This is a genomic window from Vibrio sp. MOR3 (assembly GCF_001557775.1).
GTDB classification, from domain to species: Bacteria; Pseudomonadota; Gammaproteobacteria; order Enterobacterales; family Vibrionaceae; genus Vibrio; species Vibrio jasicida.
Genome location: NZ_LNRD01000011.1, coordinates 155806 through 178589, shown reverse-complemented (window position 1 = coordinate 178589; position 22784 = coordinate 155806). Strand labels below are relative to the sequence as shown.

21 protein-coding genes are annotated in these 22784 nt (G+C 44.8%); 10 read left to right on the top strand and 11 right to left on the bottom strand.

All coding sequences use genetic code 11. From position 1 onward, the window contains the following. Positions 1-85: 85 nt before the first annotated feature. Both ATB76_RS19630 and ATB76_RS19625 read right to left on the bottom strand, forming a co-directional pair. Positions 86-1360: a CNNM domain-containing protein gene (locus ATB76_RS19630; protein ID WP_038870466.1), complete on the bottom strand. Its 1275-nt coding sequence runs from the start codon at positions 1358-1360 to the stop codon at positions 86-88. A 154-nt stretch (positions 1361-1514) separates the two neighbouring features. After that, the gene (locus ATB76_RS19625) at positions 1515-2309 is read right to left on the bottom strand and encodes an inner membrane protein YpjD (protein ID WP_038870467.1); all 795 of its coding nucleotides are present in this window, start codon (positions 2307-2309) and stop codon (positions 1515-1517) included. A 213-nt stretch (positions 2310-2522) separates the two neighbouring features. Between ATB76_RS19625 and ffh the strand changes: the two genes are divergently transcribed. The 5 genes from ffh to rplS all read left to right on the top strand — a co-directional run bounded on the left by ffh (position 2523) and on the right by rplS (position 6108). After that, complete coding sequence (gene ffh, locus ATB76_RS19620; RefSeq protein WP_038870469.1) at positions 2523-3908, top strand: signal recognition particle protein; 1386 nt, start codon at positions 2523-2525, stop codon at positions 3906-3908. 210 nt (positions 3909-4118) lie between these two features. Beyond that, positions 4119-4367 carry a 30S ribosomal protein S16 gene (gene rpsP, locus ATB76_RS19615; protein WP_005438039.1) on the top strand — a complete coding sequence of 83 codons (249 nt, stop codon included), beginning with the start codon at positions 4119-4121 and terminating at the stop codon, positions 4365-4367. Positions 4368-4393: 26 nt separating this feature from the next. Further along, positions 4394-4942 (top strand): ribosome maturation factor RimM, encoded by a 549-nt coding sequence (rimM, locus tag ATB76_RS19610; protein ID WP_042603131.1) that lies wholly within the window; start codon positions 4394-4396, stop codon positions 4940-4942. A 27-nt stretch (positions 4943-4969) separates the two neighbouring features. Further along, complete coding sequence (trmD, locus tag ATB76_RS19605; protein WP_038870473.1) at positions 4970-5713, top strand: tRNA (guanosine(37)-N1)-methyltransferase TrmD; 744 nt, start codon at positions 4970-4972, stop codon at positions 5711-5713. 41 nt (positions 5714-5754) lie between these two features. Then, positions 5755-6108 carry a 50S ribosomal protein L19 gene (gene rplS, locus ATB76_RS19600; RefSeq protein ID WP_038870475.1) on the top strand — a complete coding sequence of 118 codons (354 nt, stop codon included), beginning with the start codon at positions 5755-5757 and terminating at the stop codon, positions 6106-6108. Positions 6109-6433: 325 nt separating this feature from the next. On the opposite strand, the gene yacG is transcribed toward rplS, so the two are convergent. From yacG to nadC, 8 genes are all read right to left on the bottom strand, one after another. Beyond that, entirely contained in the window at positions 6434-6628 is a 195-nt protein-coding gene (gene yacG, locus ATB76_RS19595; RefSeq protein ID WP_038870477.1) for a DNA gyrase inhibitor YacG, read from the bottom strand. 64 nt (positions 6629-6692) lie between these two features. Further along, entirely contained in the window at positions 6693-7433 is a 741-nt protein-coding gene (zapD, locus tag ATB76_RS19590; protein ID WP_038870479.1) for a cell division protein ZapD, read from the bottom strand. Positions 7434-7460: 27 nt separating this feature from the next. Further along, entirely contained in the window at positions 7461-8075 is a 615-nt protein-coding gene (gene coaE, locus ATB76_RS19585; RefSeq protein ID WP_039975491.1) for a dephospho-CoA kinase, read from the bottom strand. Then, positions 8076-8945, bottom strand: coding sequence for an A24 family peptidase (locus ATB76_RS19580; protein WP_038870483.1), 870 nt, complete (start codon positions 8943-8945; stop codon positions 8076-8078). A 71-nt stretch (positions 8946-9016) separates the two neighbouring features. Then, the gene (locus ATB76_RS19575; protein ID WP_039975492.1) at positions 9017-10240 is read right to left on the bottom strand and encodes a type II secretion system F family protein; all 1224 of its coding nucleotides are present in this window, start codon (positions 10238-10240) and stop codon (positions 9017-9019) included. 31 nt (positions 10241-10271) lie between these two features. Continuing rightward, positions 10272-11957, bottom strand: coding sequence for a type IV-A pilus assembly ATPase PilB (pilB, locus tag ATB76_RS19570; RefSeq protein ID WP_061035980.1), 1686 nt, complete (start codon positions 11955-11957; stop codon positions 10272-10274). 3 nt (positions 11958-11960) lie between these two features. Then, positions 11961-12401, bottom strand: a complete 441-nt coding sequence (locus ATB76_RS19565; RefSeq protein WP_061035979.1) for a pilin — start codon at positions 12399-12401, stop codon at positions 11961-11963. A gap of 264 nt (positions 12402-12665) precedes the next feature. Next, positions 12666-13553: a carboxylating nicotinate-nucleotide diphosphorylase gene (nadC, locus tag ATB76_RS19560; RefSeq protein ID WP_061035978.1), complete on the bottom strand. Its 888-nt coding sequence runs from the start codon at positions 13551-13553 to the stop codon at positions 12666-12668. A gap of 92 nt (positions 13554-13645) precedes the next feature. Here nadC and ampD point away from each other — a divergent pair, with 92 nt between their 5' ends. From ampD to lpdA, 5 genes are all read left to right on the top strand, one after another. Further along, on the top strand, positions 13646-14197 hold the full coding sequence (gene ampD / locus ATB76_RS19555) for a 1,6-anhydro-N-acetylmuramyl-L-alanine amidase AmpD (protein ID WP_061035977.1): 552 nt from the start codon (positions 13646-13648) through the stop codon (positions 14195-14197). A 404-nt stretch (positions 14198-14601) separates the two neighbouring features. Then, a complete protein-coding gene (gene pdhR, locus ATB76_RS19550; RefSeq protein ID WP_038870493.1) occupies positions 14602-15369 on the top strand; it encodes a pyruvate dehydrogenase complex transcriptional repressor PdhR in 768 nt (255 codons plus the stop codon). A gap of 55 nt (positions 15370-15424) precedes the next feature. Beyond that, positions 15425-18088, top strand: coding sequence for a pyruvate dehydrogenase (acetyl-transferring), homodimeric type (gene aceE, locus ATB76_RS19545; RefSeq protein WP_038870495.1), 2664 nt, complete (start codon positions 15425-15427; stop codon positions 18086-18088). Positions 18089-18118: 30 nt separating this feature from the next. Continuing rightward, positions 18119-20068, top strand: a complete 1950-nt coding sequence (gene aceF / locus ATB76_RS19540; protein WP_061035976.1) for a pyruvate dehydrogenase complex dihydrolipoyllysine-residue acetyltransferase — start codon at positions 18119-18121, stop codon at positions 20066-20068. A gap of 243 nt (positions 20069-20311) precedes the next feature. After that, positions 20312-21742: a dihydrolipoyl dehydrogenase gene (gene lpdA / locus ATB76_RS19535; RefSeq protein ID WP_038870499.1), complete on the top strand. Its 1431-nt coding sequence runs from the start codon at positions 20312-20314 to the stop codon at positions 21740-21742. 305 nt (positions 21743-22047) lie between these two features. Here lpdA and opaR read toward each other — a convergent pair whose 3' ends face one another. Further along, entirely contained in the window at positions 22048-22665 is a 618-nt protein-coding gene (opaR, locus tag ATB76_RS19530) for a transcriptional regulator OpaR (RefSeq protein ID WP_038870500.1), read from the bottom strand. Positions 22666-22784: the final 119 nt, after the last annotated feature.

Genomic DNA, 22784 nt, shown 5'->3' with positions numbered 1-22784 from the left:
TTCGTTCAGATAGCTGAAAACATAAGAGCCTGACAGTGTCAGGCTCTTTTTCTTTGCGATTTAAGGCGTGATATTTTGTTCACACTTAGCTGTTTTTCTTCAGCTTTGGATACACTTTTACAAGCTTGATACGGTTCTCTTCTACTTGAACAATTTCCATTGGGTGCCCAGAAACTTGCACACTCAAATGGCTTTGAGGAATATCTTCCAGATGTTCAAGGATCAAGCCATTGAGGGTTCTTGGTCCGTCAGTTGGCAGTTTCCACTTCAAACCTTTGTTGATGTCTCGAATATTTGCACTGCCCTCAATTAAGAAGCTACCATCACCTTGCGGTGTGATCTCTTCGGACAAGCTCGGTGCGATTGATGTGGTAAACTCACCAACGATCTCTTCCAGAATATCTTCTAACGTCACTAGTCCGTTAATGTCGCCATACTCATCGACAATCAAACCGATACGCTGTTTATTACGTTGAAACTTCAACATCTGTACGTTCAGTGGCGTGCCTTCAGGAATGTAGTACACCTCATCGGCTGCGCGTAGCAGTGTCTCTTTGTTGAACTCGTTCTTCTCTAGCATTAAGCGATAAGCTTCACGCAGACGCAGCATACCAACCACTTCATCAATCTGGTCACGGTACAGCACAATACGGCCATGAGGAGAGTGAGTCAGCTGACGAACGATAGATTTCCAATCGTCATTGATGTCGATGCCAGTGATCTCATTACGAGGCACCATTATGTCATTCACTGTGACGTGCTCTAGGTCCAAAATAGACACCAGCATGTCTTGGTGACGACGAGGAATGAGGCCGCCAGCTTCATTTACCACGGTACGCAACTCTTCTGAGCTAAGGTGGTCTTCTGTGGTGTGATCGGCTTTTACGCCGAGTAAACGGATAAAGCCGTTAGTAATAAAGTTCACCAACATGACGAGTGGTGACAGTACCTTCATTAAAATAGTAAGAAGGATGCTGCTCGCATAAGAGACGCGCTCCGGATAGAGCGATGCGATCGTTTTCGGTGTCACCTCTGCAAAAACCAGCACCACCATAGTGAGCGCACCAGTTGCAATTGCGACCCCTAAATCGCCATACAAACGCATACCTAAAATGGTTGCGATAGCGGAAGCGAGGATATTAACGAGGTTGTTGCCGATAAGGATCAGGCCAATAAGGCGATCTGGGCGGTCGAGAAGCTTTTCGACTCGCTTCGCCCCTTTATGCCCATTATTGGCTAAGTGCTTTAAGCGGTAACGGTTCAAAGACATCATCCCTGTTTCTGAACCGGAGAAATAACCTGATATGACGATAAGACACGCGAGTAGCGCAAATAAGATACCCGTAGATATGTCGTCCAAAACGCAGCAGTTCCTTTTATGTGTTTGGTTAATTTATGACCGAGCTAGGTCATGAAGTCAATGGAATAAGGGGTACTCTATTTTATTTGCTCGGCAATATAAAGGATAAGGAGCACAAGGCTCCTTATTAATTGCATTTAATCGATGGAAAGTATCAACTTAAGATGATCTCTTTCACGAAGCGACTACCAAAGTACGCCAAGGTCAACAAAGTCGCACCTGCAACCGCAAACCAAGTCACTTTTTTGCCTCGCCACCCTTTACGGTAGTGACCCCAAAGCAGAATTGAGTACACAATCCAAGCGATGAAAGAAAGGATTCCCTTGTGGGCTTTACCTTGAGCAAACATATCTTGTACAAACACAAAACCAGTAATCAGCGTTGCCGTGAGCAACAAGTTACCAATCAAGATAATTTTGAATAGCTGACGCTCTACCATCATGAGTGGCGGTAAGTTTGGATTGATTGCGAGTGATTTTTTCGTTTTAAGTTTGTGATCAAGCCAAGCTAACTGGAGTGCGTAGAGTGCACCAATGGTCAACGTGGCGTAAGAGAAGAGTGCGAACGATATGTGAATAAGTAACTTAGGATCATTTTCTAAATGTCTAATAAATGTGCTTGGTAAAAACGTTGCTGCAGATAAATTGATAGCAGCAAAACTGTATACCACAGGCAACAAGAACCATAAGCGATTCTTAAGCATTGCCACACTCATGACCAAAGAAATAATAAAACTTATTAGCGAAGCAACATTAAGAATACTGAGGTTTTGCCCTGAGCCGTCAAATATCAGGTCACTCAGAATCCAAGCATGAAAAACAAGCGCACATGCCGCACTGGCAAATACGGTTTTGACTTTGATTCCTGACTGCTGAGAGAGTCCAGGTATGATGGTCGCTATCGCCAAAACGTAAAGTATGGCGGCCGCGATGGCAATTAAGCTATCCATGAATCCTAAGAGTTATTGTGCACGATGCTAAAAATTATACCTTGCATTACTCTTTGGGGCTACGGTAGATCCTTCATCAATCACGAGAGATGAGATATTGAAATTAACAAGTTAGCCCTCAAGTTAATGATAAGAGCAGTGTTCGGGTATGACTGTGACGTTGGCTAAGGTATACTCACACTAATTAATCGCCATTTTAGCGAAGAGACAAAGATGTTTGAGAATTTAACGGATCGATTATCCAAAACGCTGAAAAATATCAGTGGCAAAGGTCGTCTGACCGAAGACAACATTAAAGAAACCCTACGTGAAGTGCGCATGGCGCTTTTGGAAGCGGACGTTGCCCTTCCTGTTGTGCGTGAGTTTGTTAACCGCGTTAAAGAAAAAGCGGTGGGCGTAGAAGTTTCTAAATCGCTGACTCCGGGTCAGGAATTCATCAAGATCGTTCAAGCAGAGCTTGAAGGTGTAATGGGTGAATCTAACGAAGCCCTAAATCTAGCAGCGCAGCCGCCAGCCGTTCTTTTAATGGCGGGCCTACAAGGTGCGGGTAAAACTACATCGGTAGGTAAGCTTTCTAAGCTTCTAAAAGAGCGTGATAAGAAGAAAGTCTTGGTTGTGTCGGCCGACGTTTACCGTCCTGCGGCAATCAAACAGCTAGAAACTCTAGCATCAGACATCGGCGTCGACTTCTTCCCATCGTCACCAGATCAAAAACCACTTGATATTGCGAATGCCGCGATCGACCATGCGAAGAAGAAATTCTATGACGTGCTTATTGTCGATACCGCAGGTCGTTTGGCTATCGATGAAGAAATGATGGGTGAGATTAAAGATCTTCACTCTGCTATTAACCCGGTTGAGACACTGTTCGTTGTTGATGCAATGACAGGTCAAGATGCGGCGAACACAGCGAAAGCATTCGGTGATGCGCTACCGCTAACCGGTGTGATTCTGACTAAAGTGGATGGTGATGCACGTGGTGGTGCGGCGCTATCGGTTCGTCATATCACGGGTAAGCCAATTAAATTCCTCGGTGTGGGTGAAAAGACTGACGCACTAGAACCATTCCACCCAGATCGTATTGCATCGCGTATTCTAGGCATGGGTGATGTACTGTCACTGATTGAAGACCTACAACGCAATGTCGACCAAGACAAAGCAGAAAAACTAGCGAAAAAGTTCAAAGAGAAGAAAGGTTTTGACCTTGAAGACTTCCGTGAGCAGCTAGGTCAAATGCAAAACATGGGTGGCATGATGGGCATGCTAGACAAATTGCCAGGTATGTCTCAATTGCCGTCAGACGTGAAAGACAAAGTTGATGACAAGATGTTCAAGCAAATGGAAGCGATCATCAGCTCAATGACAATGAAAGAACGTCAACGCCCGGAAATCATCAAAGGCTCACGTAAAAAACGTATCGCAGCAGGCTCGGGTGTTCAGGTACAAGACGTTAACCGTCTGCTTAAGCAGTTTACCCAAATGCAAAAGATGATGAAGAAAATGCAAAAGGGCGGCATGAAAGGCATGATGCGCAACATGCAAGGCATGATGGGCGGCGGTATGGGTGGAGGCGGTGGCTTCAATCCATTTGGTCGTTAAACGATTGCCTAGACTTTAGTTTCAGGGTGTTAGCTACATCACAAACTTGAATTTCAATTTATGTTGGTGAAAAAGTAACTAAATACCTTGCATTGCTTCGGGATAAGAGTAAAATTCCGGAGCTTTATTTTGGCACGAGACCCCAGATTGTTCAGTTTTATGGATGATTATTGGGGTTAATTTTATTTTTGAGAAAGCAAAGAGGACGACATGGTAACCATTCGTTTGGCACGTCACGGCGCTAAAAAGCGTCCATTTTATCAAATCGTAGTAGCGGACAGCCGCAACGCTGCAACTGGCCGTTTCATCGAGAAAGTTGGTTTCTTCAACCCAACTGCTAAAGGTCAAGAAGAAGGTCTACGTCTAGACCTAGACCGCGTTAACCATTGGGTTGGTCAAGGCGCGTCTCTATCTGACCGCGTTGCTAAGCTAGTTAAAGACGCTCAAAAAGCGGCTTAATTCTTTTAAGAAGTAGAAACTAGTTTATGTCGATGAAAGGTAAAGAAACGATGAGCAGCGAGAAGATTGTTGTAGGCAAGTTTGGTGCTACTTACGGCATTCGTGGTTGGCTTAAAGTTTTTTCCTACACAGACAATGCTGAAAGCATTTTCGATTACAGCCCTTGGTTTGTTAACCAAAAGGGTACGTGGGTTGAGTACAAAGTAGAAAGCTGGAAGCGTCATGGTCAAGGCTATGTATGCAAGCTAGCAGGGTTGGACGTTCGCGAAGACGCGCAGCTGATGACCAACTTTGAAATTGCTATTGACCCTGCGGTACTACCTGAATTGTCAGAAGAAGAATTCTACTGGCGTGAATTGTTTGGGATGCAAGTGGTAACCACTAAAGGTTACGATCTGGGTGTCGTTAATGACATTCTAGAAACTGGCTCAAACGATGTTCTGGTTGTTAAAGCAAATCTAAAAGATGCTTTCGGGCAGAAGGAACGATTAATCCCGTTCCTTGAAGAGCAAGTGATCATTAAAGTTGATCGCACAGCTCAACGGATCGAAGTTGACTGGGATCCTGGATTCTAATCTCCAAAACTACAGAGCGAGATAAACATGTGGGTTGGCGTTATTAGCCTTTTTCCTGAAATGTTCCGTTCTGTTACTGAATTTGGAGTAACAGGTCAAGCGGTTAAAAAAGGTCTTTTGTCAATTGAGACTTGGAATCCTCGCGATTTCACTCACGACAAACATCGCACTGTCGATGACCGACCTTACGGTGGTGGTCCTGGTATGTTAATGATGGTTCAGCCTTTGCGCGATGCCATTCATACCGCGAAAGCAGCCTCACCGGGTAAGACGAAAGTCATTTACCTTTCTCCTCAAGGTCGCAAGCTCGACCAAAAGGGAGTGGAAGAACTGGCAACGAATGAGAATTTACTTCTGATTTGTGGCCGTTACGAAGGGGTAGATGAGCGTATCATTCAATCTGAAGTCGACGAAGAATGGTCGATTGGAGATTTTGTGATGACGGGTGGTGAAATACCAGCCATGACACTGATCGATTCAGTCTCTCGGTTTGTTCCGGGTGTACTAGGCGATTTTGCGTCAGCAGAAGAAGATTCTTTTGCAAATGGTTTGTTAGATTGCCCTCACTATACGCGTCCTGAAATGTTGGATGATAAAGAAGTGCCAGCGGTACTGATGTCAGGCAACCATAAGGATATTCGTCAATGGCGACTAAAACAGTCGCTGGGCCGAACTTGGCTAAGAAGACCAGAGCTCCTGGAAAACCTAGCTCTGACTGACGAACAGGAACAATTACTTGCTGAGTTCATTACTGAACATAACGCAAAGTAACCTAATTTATTTAGTATCAGTTTATTCTAGGAATTTAAAAAATGAGTAACATCATCAAAGCTCTTGAAGAAGAGCAAATGAAATCAGACCTGCCTAAATTTGCACCAGGTGACACTGTTGTAGTTCAGGTTAAAGTTAAAGAAGGTGAGCGTGAGCGTCTACAGGCTTTCGAAGGCGTTGTAATCGCAATCCGTAACCGTGGTCTACACTCTGCTTTCACTGTACGTAAGATCTCTAACGGTGAAGGTGTTGAGCGTACGTTCCAAACACACTCTCCAATCGTTGATAGCATCGAAGTTAAACGCCGTGGTGCAGTACGTCGTGCCAAGTTGTACTACCTACGTGAGCGTTCTGGTAAGTCTGCTCGTATCAAAGAGAAACTTGCTAAGAAGTAATGCTATAACTAGCGTTCTCATAGTAAACGGAGCCCAATTGGGCTCCGTTTTTTTATGCGAGGAAAAAGACGCTGGGTTTAGGGAGTGGACGTTGTCCTTCGAGAATCGGGAACGCTACGAGATTCGAGAGCTTCTCGCTTTAGGAACCGAGAGGTGTAACTAGTGCAAGAAGTATGGCCTCGAAAGGTTGTTGGCAGAGCTTGTCCTTAGAAAGACAAAATGAACCGAATCCCGAAAAATAAAAAGGGCTGATGTTCCACATCAACCCCTCTCTCTATTCTCGAAGTGTAGAGTTTTCGTTTCTCGACTCTAGCCTCTCAATTCTTTAGTACTGGTCTTCAGACCATCCATCGCTGTCCGACATATCCGGTGCGCCAGCAATGGCGTTTTCTTCGTCAGCCCATTCGCCAAAATCAATCATTTGGCATTTCTTGCTACAAAAAGGGCGGTGAGGGCTTTGCTCTCCCCATTCTACGTCTGCACCGCATTGTGGGCATGGCACGATAGTAATTTTAGACATGATTAAAGAGTCCCATTATGTTGAGGTGTCAAAGGGGGTATAGAAATAATAGTGTGCGTTGGTTTTAGCTACAAACCGCGAGTTCAAACTCAACGTCTTGCGTGCAAGCTTGTCCGCTTTCAAACGACATAAACTTAATCGCGAAGCGGTTCTTATGGCCTGAAATCATCGGATAGACGCCATATTCCATAGGGATGTGTAAACGAAGGATATTCGCTTCATCAGCGTCGCTTTGGAAGAAGCCTGCACGAGCGATTTGTGCTTTGAAGTGGCCTGTTTCGCGAGTCAGTTTTAGCCATAAAGCGAGTGCATCGGACAACGGCTTTAAGCTCTCTTGCCATTGGGCTGCATCGTGCTTTTTGCGTTCGATAGGAAGGTGTAACCAATAATGCAAGGCTGGCAAATCAAAACAGCAAGAACCACCAGGAAGATTAAAGCGCTGGCGAATTGAGCTTAAAAAACGATCTTCTTTCAACGCTTGGCCGAAACGTTCAGCAGTCATCAGTTGGCTATGAACCACATCGATCTCTTTTAGTAGCTCACTTAACGCTTGCTGATCGACGCCTTCAACGTTCAGCCAATTTCGGTAGGCTAAACGTTGTTTCTCAAGATCTTTTGCCAACTCACTTTTCAATTGAATCTGCTCAAAGATTTCAACCATGTCGAAAAGCGCACGGAAGAACAACTGATATTGGTGATTATCGGCAAAACCAGAGGCTAGGTGAGCCTGACGCAGCAAAGACTCAACTCTCAGATAGATGCGAGTTTTCTCATTTAACGGATGTTCAAATTTGTGCGTGGTCATCGACATAAGCCTTGGTGAGTTTCATTCCTATTTTCGCAGATTTTTCTTACACATGGCTAGGTACTTTTCGTGTAAATCTGTGATTTGAAGCAAAAGATCAGGGTCGTTTGGGTTATTTCTCACCACATCATTCGCAATCGCGAGTCTTTGCGCTTGTGTTGCTTGTGAGGCTAAGATCGCACGAGCTTGATCTTCACTTACATTATCACGTTTTACCGTTCTTGCGATTTGAGTTTCCGGTTCAACATCAACCACAAGGACTCGGTCACATAGGCTATCAAGCTTGTTTTCGATTAAGAGCGGGACAACCAGTAGCGCATACTCTGACTCCACTTGCTCTAAATCTTCGATCATTTTTTCGCGGATCATCGGATGTAGTAGGGCGTTTAGCCACGCTTTCTCCTCCGGATTAGAGAAAATTTGCTCTCTTAATTTTGCTCTATCAAGGCTTTGGTCTTCTCGTACAATATCAATGCCAAAATGTTCAATGATCGCATTGAGTCCAGTCGAGCCCGGTTCTACGACTTCGCGGGCTACAATATCCGCGTCAACAACGTCTATTTTGAATTGCTGTTTGAATAAGTTTGCAACGGTGGTTTTACCGCTTGCAATGCCACCTGTTAGGCCAATAACAAAAGCCATTTATACTCCTAGAATCGACGTGAAGTACCAGTTTAGAATCTGGTTACCCCAAATAAGGCTCACCCAACCTGCAATCGCAAGGTAAGGGCCAAAGGGGAACGCTTTTTCGATACCCTGTTTTTGTAAACGCAGTTGTATCAGGCCGAAAATAACGCCCACAACCGACGACAGTAAAATGATCATCGGCAGTGATTGCCAGCCTAACCATGCACCAAGGGCAGCAAGCAGTTTGAAGTCACCATAGCCCATGCCCTCTTTGCCAGTCAGAAGCTTAAATACCCAGTAAACACTCCAAAGACACAAGTAACCAGCCATCGCGCCAATGATGGCGTCTTGTAGGTTAACAGGACTAACGCCAGACAATGCAAGTGCAATACCTGCCCACATTAATGGCAGCGTTAGTTGGTCTGGTAGCAACATAGTATCGAGGTCGATAAACGTGGCGGCAATCAATACAAAGGTAAAGAAAACCAGCGCAACAGTGAAGTAACTAAAACCGAAGTGAAACGCGATAAAACCCGAACCAAAAGCAGTAAGCAATTCGATGAGAGGGTAGCGAGCACTAATCGAGGATTTACAGTTATGGCATTTTCCTTTCAGAAGCAGCCAGCTAATGACAGGAATGTTGTCACGAATGCGGATCGGCGTTCCGCACTGTTGGCAGGAAGAACGAGGGACACTTAAGGTCAGTGTTTCCTTCGGTGCTTCAATTTTGTATTCAGGGAATGATTCAGCGCACTCGCGTCGCCATTCTAGTTCCATGATCTTGGGTAAGCGGTAAATAACCACGTTGAGGAAACTACCCACGATCAAACCAAAAATTGTGGCAAATACAACGAATAGCCATGGGTAGTACTGGAATACTTCCATATCTGTCTCTTGAACGATGAATCAAATAGCAAAGTGCTGTTTTGATGGGATTAATTTGCTAAAGCAACATTCTATCCCAATACGCTCATTAAGTTAAAGATTGGTAAGTACATTGCTGTGACCAATCCGCCAACGACGACCCCAAGAAAAACAATGATCAACGGCTCTAAAATTTTACTCAGATTGTCGACGGTGTTATCCACTTCAAACTCATAGATCGCGGCAATTTTGTTGAGCATATCGTCTAAACGTCCGGATTCTTCACCGATCATTACCATTTGCAGCACCAATTCTGGGAATACGTTGCAATTGCGCATTGCGATATACATTGGCATACCCGCTGCGGTATCTCGGTAGACCTCTTCGATGGCAAGTTGATAATGCATATTACCGGATGTTTTAGAGGTGGTTTTTAAGCTTGTCAAAATGGGGATACCGGCGGTAAAACTGGTTGCAAGAGTACGGCTGAATTTCGCAATCGCCGCTTTGGATAAGACGGGGCCGAGTATAGGAAATCTTAAGCTCGATCGAGCCAACAATAATCGGAAAGAGTCCGAACGTTTAGCCATGATACGGGAGGAAATAAATAAGCTTAATGCACTGAGCCCAATAAAAGGCCCCCAATTTTGTGTCCATGCCGAAAGATTTAAGACCATTTGAGTAAATGCAGGCAGGTCGGCGCCAAAGCCAACAAACATCTTTTCGAACTCAGGTATCACTTTGGTGAGCATGAGGTAGGAGACCCCTAGCGCGACCAAAACTACCATCGCCGGATAGATGAGTGCTTTGATAACTTTTGCTTTCAATTGTTCGCTTTTTTCTCGGTAAGTCGCCAGACGTTCAAATACCTGAGGTAAGTTACCTGACTGCTCACCGGTTGCGATTAAATCAGTATAGAGTGGATCAAAATGCGTGCTGGCGGTTCGCATGGCTTTGGACATCGGCGTACCTGCTTCTACTGCTCGTGTTACGCTCATCAGTATTGATTTCATCTCAGCTTTTCTATGGTTTTCTGAGACAAGCTTCAGAGCTTGAACGATGGGAACGCCGGTCATTAACATGGTAGCGATTTGACGGGTAAATACCGTAATGTCTTTGCCTTTGACTCGATGACTCAGCTTCGTGATAAAAGAAATACTGCCTTTCTTAAGCTTCTTAATTTTGATGTGTTGAGCATCTAGGCGTTCTCGCACTTCAATTTCCGTCATGGCTAACACTTGTCCGGAGGTTTTCTTCCCTGAGCTGTTCGTACCTTTCCAGCGGAAACTTTTAAGTTGTGGGGCGTTAGTTTTCATAGAATTGATGACTGCCTAATAAACGTAAAGATCAGAAGTAGAGAACGCGTTGTAATTCGCTAAAGCTGGTGATGCCTTGTTTAAGTTTTTCTATACCGGACATTTGTAAGGTGTGCATACCGTTTTTGAGAGCAAGTTTTTCTAACTCATGAACGGATGCGCCTTTGATTAGTGCTTCGGAAAGCGTCTCGTCAAAGCGCATCACTTCATAAATGCCGGTTCGACCAGAATAACCTTGGGTACATTCGTTACAGCCATCTGGGTTCGCTTGAAAGATGTTTTCCGTGGAGTGGATGCCAATATGTTGCAGTTGTGCATTCGGCTCTTGAGGTTGTTTGCACTGAGGGCATAGCTTTCTTGCCAAGCGTTGAGCGATGATCAAGCTCAATGATGAAGCAAGGTTAAAGCTCTCAACCCCCATATTGGATAAGCGAATCACGGTTTCAGCGGCAGAGTTGGTGTGCAGAGTAGACAGAACTAAGTGGCCAGTTTGTGAGGCTTTAATAGCGATTTCTGCCGTGTCTAGATCGCGGATCTCACCCACCATGACCACATCAGGATCCTGACGTAAGAAAGAACGAAGTGCTTCAGAAAAACCAAAGCCAATTTTGGGCTGGACTTGCACTTGGTTGATGCCAGGCAGGTTAATTTCAACGGGGTCTTCCGCTGTAGAGATATTGATCTCTGTTTTGTTTAGAAGACTTAAGCCTGTATAGAGCGAGACGGTTTTGCCACTTCCCGTCGGGCCAGTCATTAAAATCATACCTTGTGGCCGTTTTAGCGCATCCAGATAAAGTTGCTTCTGCTCATCACTGTAACCCAAGCGGTCAATATTTAGCGAGGCGGAGCTACTGTCGAGCAAACGCAGTACTATTTTTTCGCCAAATAGCGTTGGTAATGTCGATACACGCATATCAATTGCAGTATCTTGGTTTAGCTTAAGCTTGATACGACCATCTTGTGGTAAGCGTCGTTCGGCGATATCAAGTTTGGATAAGATTTTAATACGCGCTGATAAGCGACGACTTAAATGACTTGGTGGTTGTTGGCTTTCAACGAGAATACCATCGCAACGTAAGCGCACTCGATACATGCTTTCGTAGGGTTCAAAGTGAATATCCGAAGCGCCTTTACGCACGGCATCCAACAAAATCTGATTAATGTAACGACTGACAGGCGCTTCGTCTTGGCTGAGATCTTCGATGTTGTCGATTTCATCTGCACTAATATCAACCAGACCTGCCAGTTCATCTTGGTTGATCTCTTTTAATCCGGACTTTTCCTGTCCTAGTGCTCGACCATATAAGCGCCTAATTGCCGCACTGAGTTCACGAAAATCCGCAAGAACAAGCTCAACCTGTAGTCCTGTCGCAAAACGAAAGTCATCTTCAGCTTGGAGATTAGTCGGATCAGCTACCGCCAAGATCAGAGTTGAAGAACTGCGATTGAGCGGCAGAGCATTATGGCGAGTGATCAGATCACGTAAGCCCAACGTTTGGCAAAGCGAAGCGTATTCGTACTGATTGAGAGAGGTGCAAGAAAGCCCAAAGACAGAGCTTAAGTGTTCCGTCAATTCATGGGATTGGAAAAAGCCAGAACTGAGCAAAGCCTCCGGCATTGAAATGCCAGAAGCTTTAGCTTGCTCAAGTAACGATTCTTCTTGGGAGAAGGTCAGTATTCCCGCTTGACGAAGAACCGTTGAGAGGTTGGTTAGCATTGATTAGTTTTTACAGCTATTTGGCTTTGAGTCTTCCGGTACGTTGGTCGTTGTACATGTCCAACCTGTCGTATTATTTTTAGTAAATTTGACGGTACCCACACTTCCACTGACTGCAAGGCTACCCTCACTAAAAGTAAACGTAGCGGTACCACCACTAGTACCAGAAGCGGCAAGGGCAATAACTCCTAAAGAGTTCATGCTGTTACTTCCACCTACTAGGTTTGTATCTGTAGGGAAAGTACCTCCATTTTCTTGTTGATACATATCAATATTGGTTAACAGGCCACGCAGAGTTGCTGTCGCGGAAGCAACCTCCGTTTTTTGTACATAGTTTTGGTAGGCAGGGATTGCTACAGCTGACAAAACACCAATAATTGCCACCACAATCATCAATTCAATCAGCGTAAAACCTTGCTGCTTCTTCTGTTTATTCGTTTTCATTTTGTTTCCTTAAGAGAAATTTAGTTAATGCTTATGCATGGAGCAGAAGAGTAAAAAGAGTAGAAACAAGTGGAAACTAGCAAGGGGATGCCTTCCGAGTGAGGTAAAAATCTTTAGGTTGAAGTTGCATATTGCATGCAAGGTTTTGCGAGGGGTGTTATTTTTTTAGTGGATAAAAATAAAGAGCCTTGCGGCCCTCTATTTAGTGAATCAGATTACAACATGCTGACTTTTCGGAAGTTAATATTGTTGTCGGTACTCTATTTACTTAAAGCGCATCGAAAGGTCCATCGCTTTTAGGTGCTTAGTCAAAGCACCCACCGAGATGTAATCTACGCCAGTTTCTGCGTATTCAGCGATGGTTTCTAAGGTTACATTGCCAGAGTTTTCTAATGCCGCACGACCAGCGTTAATGGCTACCGCTTCACGCATCATGTCGGTAGTGAAGTTGTCGAGCATGATGATGTCGGCACCCGCTTCAATCGCCTCTTTTAGCTCGTCCAAGCTTTCCGTCTCAACTTCAACAGGCTTGCCTGGGTTTAATTCTTTTGCAGTAGTGATCGCTTGAGTAATGCCGCCACAAGCAATGATGTGGTTTTCTTTAATAAGGTAGGCATCGAACACACCGATACGATGGTTGAAACCACCGCCACAAGCTACTGCGTATTTAAGCGCACTACGTAGACCAGGAATCGTTTTACGAGTATCTAATAGACGGCATTCAGTGTGAGCAATTTTCTCTGCGTATTCAGCGGTAATGGTCGCGCAACCTGAAAGGGTTTGAATAAAGTTCATTGCGTTGCGCTCGCCAGTGAGCAAATCACGAGCAGGACCTGTCAGTGTGCAAAGTGTTTGGTTTGGTTTAACCTTGTCGCCATCTTTTACATGCCACTCGATGGTCACTTTGCTACCTAGCTGTTTAAATACTTCATCTGCCCATGCTTGGCCACAAAACACACCGTGTTCACGAGTGATGATGGTTGCCGTGTTAATAGCGTCAGCTGGGATAAGCGATGCGGTGATGTCTTTATCGACATCCAATGTACCACCTAGATCTTCTTTTAGGGTATCGGCTACGGCGCGAGTGATTTCTAATGGAAGTTGTTGCTTAAGGTATTCTAGGCGTTCTTGGCTGTTGTGTGTGTTCTTCATCGCAAATCTAGTCTTGAAAGGGAGATGGCAACGAATGATACTCTCCGGTGTCAATAATTTCAGCAGTTAATTTGCAAAGTAGAGAGGTTGATATGTGCCTAAAAATCGAGAATGGTTGGTTGACGCAAGCGAAGCATGTCCCTTCGCCATTTTTTGATGCTCGTTCAGACAAAGAAGATATCTCTCTGCTGGTGGTGCACAACATCAGCTTGCCACCGGGTCAATTTGGTGGATGTTATATAGAGGACTTTTTTACCGGCAATCTTGACCCCAATGCCCATCCATTTTTTGAAGTAATTCACAAAATGGGCGTTTCGGCACATTGTTTAATTAAGCGTGATGGCGAGATTGTTCAGTTTGTTTCTTTTTTAGACAGAGCTTGGCATGCCGGACAATCTAGCTTCGCTGGCCGTGAACGTTGTAATGACTATTCAATTGGTATTGAGTTGGAAGGCACCGAGTTTGTTGCGTACACAGAAGAGCAATATCAATCACTTACTGCATTGACCCAATCCGTTATGCATTCCTACCCAAAAATTACCTTGCCGAGAATTACGGGGCATCAGTATATCGCTCCCTTGAGAAAAGCCGATCCTGGGCTAAGCTTTGACTGGGTCAAGTTCAGACAACAAGTACAAAGTTAACTTGTAGCAAAAGTGTAAATTCAAAAAACAGAAATAAATAAGGCATACACTCAGGTATGCCTTTTTTTGATACAAGAAATATGAAGGCTTGTTAAAAGTTAACGACATTTTGGGGCGTTAAAACGGTTCGTGACGAAAAAATGACCCGGTTTTTTTGTCATTTTTTGTTTTTGTTGATCAAATTTACTAGCACGAAGACTTCCCATCTGTTTTGTTTATGTAATTGGTCATACCAATTTTATTGCTGTTTTAATGGTCGATTGTTATCAAAGTGTTGGTTGTAAGTCCGTTCTATGATTTAGGTCAACTTTTGGCTGGACAGTCACGTTTTAATTATGTTAATTTCTGCACCAACTTAAAATTGGTATTACCAATTACCTGCAAGAGTAGAAGAACAATAAATTATGGCTTATCAAAGGATTCGTCAGCCAAAACTCTCTGATGTTATTGAACAAGAGTTAGAAAGGTTGATTGTGGAAGGAACACTCTCTCCGGGGCAGCAATTGCCACCAGAGCGCGAACTCGCAAAGCAGTTCGATGTGTCTCGTCCATCTGTCCGTGAAGCCATTCAGCGTTTGGAAGCGAAACGTCTGCTTACTCGTCGTCAAGGCGGTGGCACATTCGTAAGTGAAAACATCTGGAAGAGTTTCTCAGACCCTTTGCTGAATTTGTTATCTACCCACTCAGAGACGCAATTGGACTTGCTTGAATCGCGCCATGCGATGGAAGGCATTTCAGCGTACTTTGCAGCATTACGTGGTACCGATGAAGATTTTGCTCGTATTCAGGCATGCTTGAATCAAATCAGCGAAGAGCAAAAAGGCGGCAACGTTGAAGCAGAAGCGGCAGCAGTAATGCAATTTTTGATTGCATTAACCGAAGCAGCGCACAACGTCGTTCTCCTTCATATTGTTCGTAGCCTTGCGCCTTTGCTTGAGCAGAATGTTCTACAGAATCTAAAGCTCTTACATCGCCGCGATGAAGTGGTCGATAAAGTAAGTAAACACAGAGCTAATATCGTGGATGCGATTGTTTCTGGTCAGCCTGAAAAGGCGCGTGAAATGTCTCACTCACATTTAGCTTATATCGAAGAAACATTGTTGGATTTGACTCGAGAAGAGTCTCGACGAGAGCGTTCTCTGCGTCGAATTCAGCAAGGTAACGATTCTTAATACAAGAACCGCTTACTTAAATAAGTAGATCCAACCAACAGAAGGATAGATCGCCATGTCTGACATGAAGCATGACGTAGATGCACTGGAAACTCAAGATTGGCTACAAGCCCTTGAATCAGTTGTTCGTGAAGAAGGTGTAGAACGTGCACAGTTTCTACTAGAAACCGTTCTAGAAAAAGCACGTCTAGACGGCGTTGATATGCCAACTGGCATCAACACAAACTACATCAACACTATTCCAGCAGCACAAGAACCAGCTTACCCTGGTGATGTAACTCTTGAGCGTCGTATTCGTTCGATTATTCGCTGGAACGCAATCATGATCGTATTGCGTGCTTCTAAGAAAGACCTAGACCTTGGTGGTCACATGGCTTCTTACCAGTCAGCAGCAGCGTTCTACGAAGTTTGTTTCAACCACTTCTTCCGTGCTCCAAACGAGACAGACGGTGGCGATCTAGTTTACTACCAAGGCCACATCTCACCGGGTATCTACTCTCGTGCGTTCGTTGAAGGCCGTCTAACTGAAGAGCAGCTAGACAACTTCCGTCAAGAAGTAGACGGTAAAGGTGTACCTTCATACCCACACCCTAAGTTGATGCCTGAGTTCTGGCAGTTCCCAACAGTATCTATGGGTCTTGGTCCTATCTCTGCTATTTACCAAGCACGTTTCCTTAAGTACCTAAACGGCCGTGGCCTTAAAGATACTTCTGCTCAACGTGTATACGCTTTCCTAGGCGACGGTGAGATGGATGAGCCAGAATCACGTGGTGCAATTTCTTTCGCTGCGCGTGAGAAGCTAGACAACCTATGTTTCCTAATCAACTGTAACCTTCAGCGTCTAGATGGCCCTGTAATGGGTAACGGTAAGATTATTCAAGAACTTGAAGGTCTATTCAAAGGTGCAGGTTGGAACGTAGTTAAAGTTATCTGGGGTAACAACTGGGATGCACTACTAGCTAAAGATACGACTGGTAAGCTACTACAGCTTATGAACGAAACGATCGATGGCGACTACCAAACATTCAAATCTAAAGATGGCGCATACGTACGTGAGCACTTCTTTGGTAAGTACCCTGAGACTGCTGCACTAGTTGCAGACATGACTGATGACCAAATCTTCGAACTGAAGCGTGGTGGTCACGATTCTTCTAAACTGTTTGCTGCATTCAACAATGCAAAAGAGACAGGTGGTAAGCCAACGGTAATCCTAGCTAAGACTGTTAAAGGTTACGGCATGGGTGAAGCGGCTGAAGGTAAGAACATCGCTCACGGTGTTAAGAAGATGGACATGACTCACGTACAATACCTACGTGATCGTCTAGGTCTACAAGACATCCTTTCTGATGAGAAAGTAGCTGAACTGCCTTACCTAAAACTGGAAGAAGGTTCTGCTGAGTACGAATACCTACATGCTCGTCGTAAAGCACTGAAAGGTTACACGCCACAGCGTCTACCTAAGTTCACACAAGAGTTCAAAGTACCAGAGCTAGAAGAGTTTGCTCCTCTACTTGGTGCTCAGAAGCGTGAAATCTCAACGACTATGGCTTACGTACGTACGTTGAACATCCTGCTTAAAGACAAGAACATCGGTAAGAACATCGTTCCTATCATCTGTGATGAAGCGCGTACGTTCGGTATGGAAGGTCTATTCCGTCAAGTGGGTATCTACAACCCAGACGGTCAAGAATACACACCTGAAGATAAAGGCATCGTTTCTTACTACAAAGAAGCAACGTCAGGTCAAGTTCTTCAAGAAGGTATCAACGAACTAGGTTCAATGGCATCTTGGGTTGCTGCTGCTACTTCTTACAGCACAAACGATCTGCCAATGATCCCGTTCTACATCTACTACTCAATGTTCGGTTTCCAACGTATTGGTGACATGGCATGGCTAGCAGGTGACCAACAAGCTCGTGGCTTCCTACTAGGTGCTACAGCTGGTCGTACAACACTGAACGGTGAAGGTCTACAGCACGAAGATGGTCACTCGCACATTCAAGCGAACACTATCCCGAACTGTATCTCTTACGACCCAACATTCGCTTACGAGCTAGCAGTAATCATGCAAGATGGTATCCGTCGTATGTACGGTCCTGAGCAAGAAAACATTTACTACTACCTAACAGTAATGAATGAAAACTACGCAATGCCAGCAATGCCAGAAGGCGCTGAAGAAGGCATCCGTAAAGGTATTTACAAGCTTGAGTCTCACGAAGGTGCTAAGGGTAAAGTTCAGCTAATGAGCTCTGGTACTATCATGAACGAAGTACGTAAAGCAGCGACTATCCTAAGTGAAGAGTACGGCGTAGCATCTGACGTGTTCTCTGTAACTTCATTCAACGAGCTAACTCGTGATGGTCAAAATGCAGAGCGTTACAACATGCTTCACCCAGAAGCTGAAGCGAAAGTACCTTACATCACTACTGTTCTTGGTAACGAACCAGCAATCGCTGCGACGGATTACATGAAGAACTACGCTGAGCAAGTGCGTGCGTTCATGCCAACTGAGTCATACAAAGTTCTTGGTACTGACGGCTTCGGTCGTTCAGACAGCCGTGAGAACCTACGTCGTCACTTCGAAGTTAACGCGGGCTACGTAGTAGTTGCTGCACTAACTGAACTAGCGAAACGTGGTGATGTTGAGAAGTCTGTTGTTGCTGAAGCAATTGCTAAGTTCAACATCGACACTGAAAAAACAAACCCACTTTACGCTTAATACAGCGCTTAACTAGAAGGTAAATAAGCAATGGCAATCGAAATTAATGTACCTGACATCGGTGCGGATGAGGTTGAAGTTACTGAGATTCTTGTAAGCGTTGGCGACAAGGTTGAAGAAGAACAGTCTCTGATCACTGTTGAAGGCGACAAAGCTTCTATGGAAGTTCCAGCGTCTCAAGCAGGTATTGTAAAAGAAATCAAAGTTGCAGAAGGCGATTCAGTAACAACTGGTTCTCTTATCATGATTTTCGAAGCCGAGGGTGCAGCTGACGCTGCACCTGCTCCTGCGGCAGAAGCGGCTCCAGCAGCAGCTCCAGCTCCAGCAGCAGCGGCAGCAGAACTAAAAGAAGTTCACGTTCCTGATATCGGTGGCGACGAAGTAGAAGTTACCGAGATCATGGTTAAAGTTGGCGATGCAGTAGAAGAAGAGCAATCACTTCTAACTGTAGAAGGCGACAAAGCTTCTATGGAAGTACCAGCACCATTTGCAGGTACGGTTAAAGAGATCAAAATTGCTGAAGGCGATTCAGTAACAACTGGCTCTCTTGTGATGGTATTTGAGGTGGCCGGCACTCCGATAGCTGGCTCAGGCGCAGCGGCTCCAGCTCCTGCAGCGGTTGAAGCGCCAGCAGCACCTGCGGCGGTTCCTGCGGTAGCAGCGGACAAAGAAGTTAACGTTCCAGATATCGGCGGTGACGAAGTAGAAGTTACTGAGATCATGGTTAAAGTTGGCGATACAGTAGAAGAAGAGCAATCTCTAATTACTGTAGAAGGCGACAAAGCTTCTATGGAAGTACCAGCACCATTCGCAGGTACAGTTAAAGAGATCAAGATTGCTGAAGGCGATTCAGTAACGACTGGCTCTCTAATCATGACTTTCGTTGTGGCCGGCACCCCGGTTGAAGGCGCAGCACCTGCTCCTGCGGCGGCTCCAGCTCCAGCTCAAGCGGCAGCACCTGCTCCAGCAGCAGCTTCTGCACCTGCACCAAAAGCTGAAGCTCCAGCGGCGGCACCTGCAGCGAACGATTTCCAAGAGAACGGTGACTACGCACACGCATCTCCAGTTGTTCGTCGTCTAGCTCGTGAATTCGGTGTTAACCTGTCTAAGGTTAAAGGTACTGGTCGTAAGAGCCGTATCCTGAAAGAAGACGTTCAAGCTTACGTTAAAGATGCTCTTAAGCGTCTTGAGTCTGGTGCAGGTGCAGCAGCATCTGGTAAAGGCGACGGCGCTGCACTTGGTCTACTTCCTTGGCCAAAAGTTGACTTCAGCAAGTTCGGCGAAACTGAAGTTCAGAAGCTTTCTAAGATCAAGAAGATCTCTGGTGCAAACCTACACCGTAACTGGGTAATGATCCCTCACGTTACACAGTGGGATAACGCAGACATCACTGAGCTAGAAGCATTCCGTAAAGAACAGAACGCAATCGAAGCTAAGAAAGACACTGGTATGAAGATCACTCCTCTTGTGTTCATCATGAAAGCGGTAGCGAAAGCACTAGAAGCATTCCCAGCGTTTAACTCTTCACTTTCTGAAGATGGCGAAAGCATCATTCTTAAGAAGTACGTGAACGTAGGTATCGCAGTCGATACGCCAAACGGCCTTGTTGTTCCTGTATTTAAAGACGTGAACAAGAAAGGCATCTACGAGCTATCTGAAGAATTGATGGTAGTATCGAAGAAAGCACGTGCTGGTAAGCTAACTGCAGCTGATATGCAAGGCGGTTGTTTCACAATCTCTAGCCTTGGCGGTATCGGCGGTACAGCGTTTACGCCAATCGTAAACGCGCCAGAAGTTGGTATCCTAGGTGTATCTAAATCTGAAATGAAGCCAGTGTGGAACGGTAAAGAGTTCGAACCACGTCTACAGCTTCCACTGTCTCTATCGTACGACCACCGTGTGATCGATGGTGCGGAAGGTGCACGCTTCATTACTTTCTTAAACGGTGCACTATCAGACATTCGTCGTCTAGTACTGTAATTGAGAAAGTAATAGTTAAGGTGACTTTCGGGTCACCTTAATTCTTTATATAAAAGACTATTTTTAGACGACAATTTCTTCCATCGTTCAGAAACTGAAAGATGAATTGTTGTCTAGCTCACAGGCTAACTTAAAGCTGCTTTCACACTGTTAACATCTCTGTAAAATATTGACCGTTTGAAAGCCTAATAATTTAAGAACATCTACTCAGCCTGTTAGGGATAATGACTACAAGAGGTCACAATGAGCAAAGAAATTAAAGCCCAAGTTGTTGTACTTGGTTCTGGTCCTGCTGGTTACTCAGCTGCATTCCGTTGTGCGGATTTAGGTCTAGAAACAGTACTAGTTGAACGTTACAGCACTCTTGGCGGTGTATGTCTAAACGTTGGTTGTATTCCATCTAAAGCACTTCTTCACGTTTCAAAAGTTATCGAAGAAGCGAAAGCGATGGCTGAGCACGGTGTTGTGTTTGGCGAACCACAAACAGACATCAGCAAAATCCGTATCTGGAAAGAGAAAGTTGTAAACCAACTGACAGGTGGTCTTAGCGGTATGGCTAAGATGCGTAACGTAACGGTTGTTAACGGTTTCGGTAAGTTCACTGGTCCTAACAGCATCCTAGTTGAAGGCGAAGGTGAAGCAACAACAGTTAACTTCGACAACGCAATCATCGCTGCGGGTTCTCGTCCAATCAAACTACCATTCATCCCTCATGAAGACCCACGTATTTGGGATTCAACGGATGCGCTAGAGCTGAAAGAAGTACCAGAAAAACTGCTTATCATGGGCGGTGGTATCATCGGTCTAGAAATGGGTACGGTTTACCACTCTCTAGGTTCTAAAGTAGACGTAGTAGAGATGTTTGACCAAGTTATCCCAGCGGCGGATAAAGACATCGTTAAAGTCTTCACTAAGCGTATTAAAGACAAGTTCAAGCTAATGCTTGAGACGAAAGTAACCGCAGTTGAAGCGAAAGAAGACGGTATCTACGTTTCAATGGAAGGCAAAAAAGCGCCAGCAGAAGCTGAGCGTTACGATGCGGTTCTTGTTGCTATCGGTCGTGTACCAAACGGTGCACTTATCGATGCTGAAAAAGCGGGTATTGAAGTGGACGAGCGTGGCTTTATCAACGTTGATAAGCAAATGCGTACTAACGTTCCTCACATCCACGCGATCGGTGACGTTGTTGGTCAACCAATGCTTGCTCACAAAGGTGTGCATGAAGGCCACGTAGCCGCAGAAGTTATCTCTGGTAAGAAGCACTACTTCGATCCTAAAGTTATTCCTTCAATCGCTTACACTGAGCCAGAAGTGGCATGGGTTGGTAAGACAGAGAAAGAAGCGAAAGCAGAAGGCATCAACTACGAAGTGGCAACATTCCCATGGGCAGCATCAGGCCGTGCAATCGCGTCTGACTGTGCAGACGGTATGACTAAGCTAATCTTCGATAAAGAAACTCACCGCGTAATCGGTGGTGCTATCGTTGGTACTAACGGTGGTGAACTACTTGGTGAAATCGGCCTAGCGATCGAGATGGGTTGTGATGCGGAAGATATCGCACTTACTATCCACGCTCACCCAACTCTACACGAGTCTGTGGGCCTAGCTGCTGAAGTATTTGAAGGTTCAATTACTGACCTTCCAAACAAAAAAGCAGTTAAAAAGAAAAAGTAATTTTTCTTGAACGTTGAATGATAAAAACCGCTGATTTGTCAGCGGTTTTTTTGTGCGCGGAGCTTGAGAGGCGAGAACGGGCTGTTCTATGTAACGCTGCGCTTCGAGAGTCGCGAACGCTTCGCTCTAAAAATCGAGAGGTGTTCGTTAGAAGGTTAATCGAAGGCAATTGTATCTAAACCGAGTTGGCAGAGTTTGTTCCCAGAAAGACAAAATATTTCCCGTTTCCCGTTTCCCGTTTCCCGAAAACGAAAAAAGGCCAATACCTAAGTATCAGCCTTTGCTTTTTTAAGCCTAATTATTTTTTAGTGATGTTCACGGTTGTAGATGCATAGCATATCTAAATATGCGCTTACTAGGTTCGTTAGCTCTGCTTCGCTCTTAGAGCGGTTTGCTTGAACGAAAATAGAGTAACAAATACCGTGGAACAGATTCGCCAAGTGTTCCGGTTCATGTTGGTCACAAACTTCCCCACGTTCAATTGCTTTAATGAACATGTTTTGCACCAACAGTTGGTTAGTGCGGTTAGTTGTCACGAACAATGGCCATACTTCATCACGTGTTGATGCGCTCCATTCGAACCATACTTTTAGCCAGTGGCAATCTTGGCTAACAAGTTCGATCATTGCGTTTGTGATGTTGGCGATGTTTTCACGTGCGTGAAGGTCTAAGTCGATGTTATCCGAAAGGAAGTTTGAGAACTGACGTACAACGTGGTTCAGTACTTCATCAACCAAATCTTCACGAGTTGGGAAGTAATTAAATACTGTTGCAACAGAAACTTGTGCAATCTCAGCAATGTCTGCGTGACCACCACGGCCAATACCGCGACGAGCAAACACTTCAAGAGCGATTTCCATTAGTTGCTGTTTACGTTTTAAAGGGGAAAGCCTAGTGCGAGGTCTCTTAGCTATTGAGTCCATATTCTTTTCCTTGCCATTGAGTTGATATTATTTGGGGGTAACCCCCTAATTGATTATTTTAATAGTTGCTTAAAGCATTGATGAGTGTAATGGTGCATATGTGCAAGGTCAACATCTGA

Excerpts from the sequence above, each read along its gene's own strand:
- ATB76_RS19625 (WP_038870467.1), bottom strand. The coding sequence starts at position 2,309 with ATGGATAGCTTAATTGCCATCGCGGCCGCCATACTTTACGTTTTGGCG.
- ffh (WP_038870469.1), top strand. The coding sequence starts at position 2,523 with ATGTTTGAGAATTTAACGGATCGATTATCCAAAACGCTGAAAAATATC.
- rpsP (WP_005438039.1), top strand. The coding sequence starts at position 4,119 with ATGGTAACCATTCGTTTGGCACGTCACGGCGCTAAAAAGCGTCCATTT.
- rimM (WP_042603131.1), top strand. The coding sequence starts at position 4,394 with ATGTCGATGAAAGGTAAAGAAACGATGAGCAGCGAGAAGATTGTTGTA.
- trmD (WP_038870473.1), top strand. The coding sequence starts at position 4,970 with ATGTGGGTTGGCGTTATTAGCCTTTTTCCTGAAATGTTCCGTTCTGTT.
- rplS (WP_038870475.1), top strand. The coding sequence starts at position 5,755 with ATGAGTAACATCATCAAAGCTCTTGAAGAAGAGCAAATGAAATCAGAC.
- yacG (WP_038870477.1), bottom strand. The coding sequence starts at position 6,628 with ATGTCTAAAATTACTATCGTGCCATGCCCACAATGCGGTGCAGACGTA.
- zapD (WP_038870479.1), bottom strand. The coding sequence starts at position 7,433 with ATGACCACGCACAAATTTGAACATCCGTTAAATGAGAAAACTCGCATC.
- coaE (WP_039975491.1), bottom strand. The coding sequence starts at position 8,075 with ATGGCTTTTGTTATTGGCCTAACAGGTGGCATTGCAAGCGGTAAAACC.
- ATB76_RS19580 (WP_038870483.1), bottom strand. The coding sequence starts at position 8,945 with ATGGAAGTATTCCAGTACTACCCATGGCTATTCGTTGTATTTGCCACA.
- ATB76_RS19575 (WP_039975492.1), bottom strand. The coding sequence starts at position 10,240 with ATGAAAACTAACGCCCCACAACTTAAAAGTTTCCGCTGGAAAGGTACG.
- pilB (WP_061035980.1), bottom strand. The coding sequence starts at position 11,957 with ATGCTAACCAACCTCTCAACGGTTCTTCGTCAAGCGGGAATACTGACC.
- ATB76_RS19565 (WP_061035979.1), bottom strand. The coding sequence starts at position 12,401 with ATGAAAACGAATAAACAGAAGAAGCAGCAAGGTTTTACGCTGATTGAA.
- nadC (WP_061035978.1), bottom strand. The coding sequence starts at position 13,553 with ATGAAGAACACACACAACAGCCAAGAACGCCTAGAATACCTTAAGCAA.
- ampD (WP_061035977.1), top strand. The coding sequence starts at position 13,646 with ATGTGCCTAAAAATCGAGAATGGTTGGTTGACGCAAGCGAAGCATGTC.
- pdhR (WP_038870493.1), top strand. The coding sequence starts at position 14,602 with ATGGCTTATCAAAGGATTCGTCAGCCAAAACTCTCTGATGTTATTGAA.
- aceE (WP_038870495.1), top strand. The coding sequence starts at position 15,425 with ATGTCTGACATGAAGCATGACGTAGATGCACTGGAAACTCAAGATTGG.
- aceF (WP_061035976.1), top strand. The coding sequence starts at position 18,119 with ATGGCAATCGAAATTAATGTACCTGACATCGGTGCGGATGAGGTTGAA.
- lpdA (WP_038870499.1), top strand. The coding sequence starts at position 20,312 with ATGAGCAAAGAAATTAAAGCCCAAGTTGTTGTACTTGGTTCTGGTCCT.
- opaR (WP_038870500.1), bottom strand. The coding sequence starts at position 22,665 with ATGGACTCAATAGCTAAGAGACCTCGCACTAGGCTTTCCCCTTTAAAA.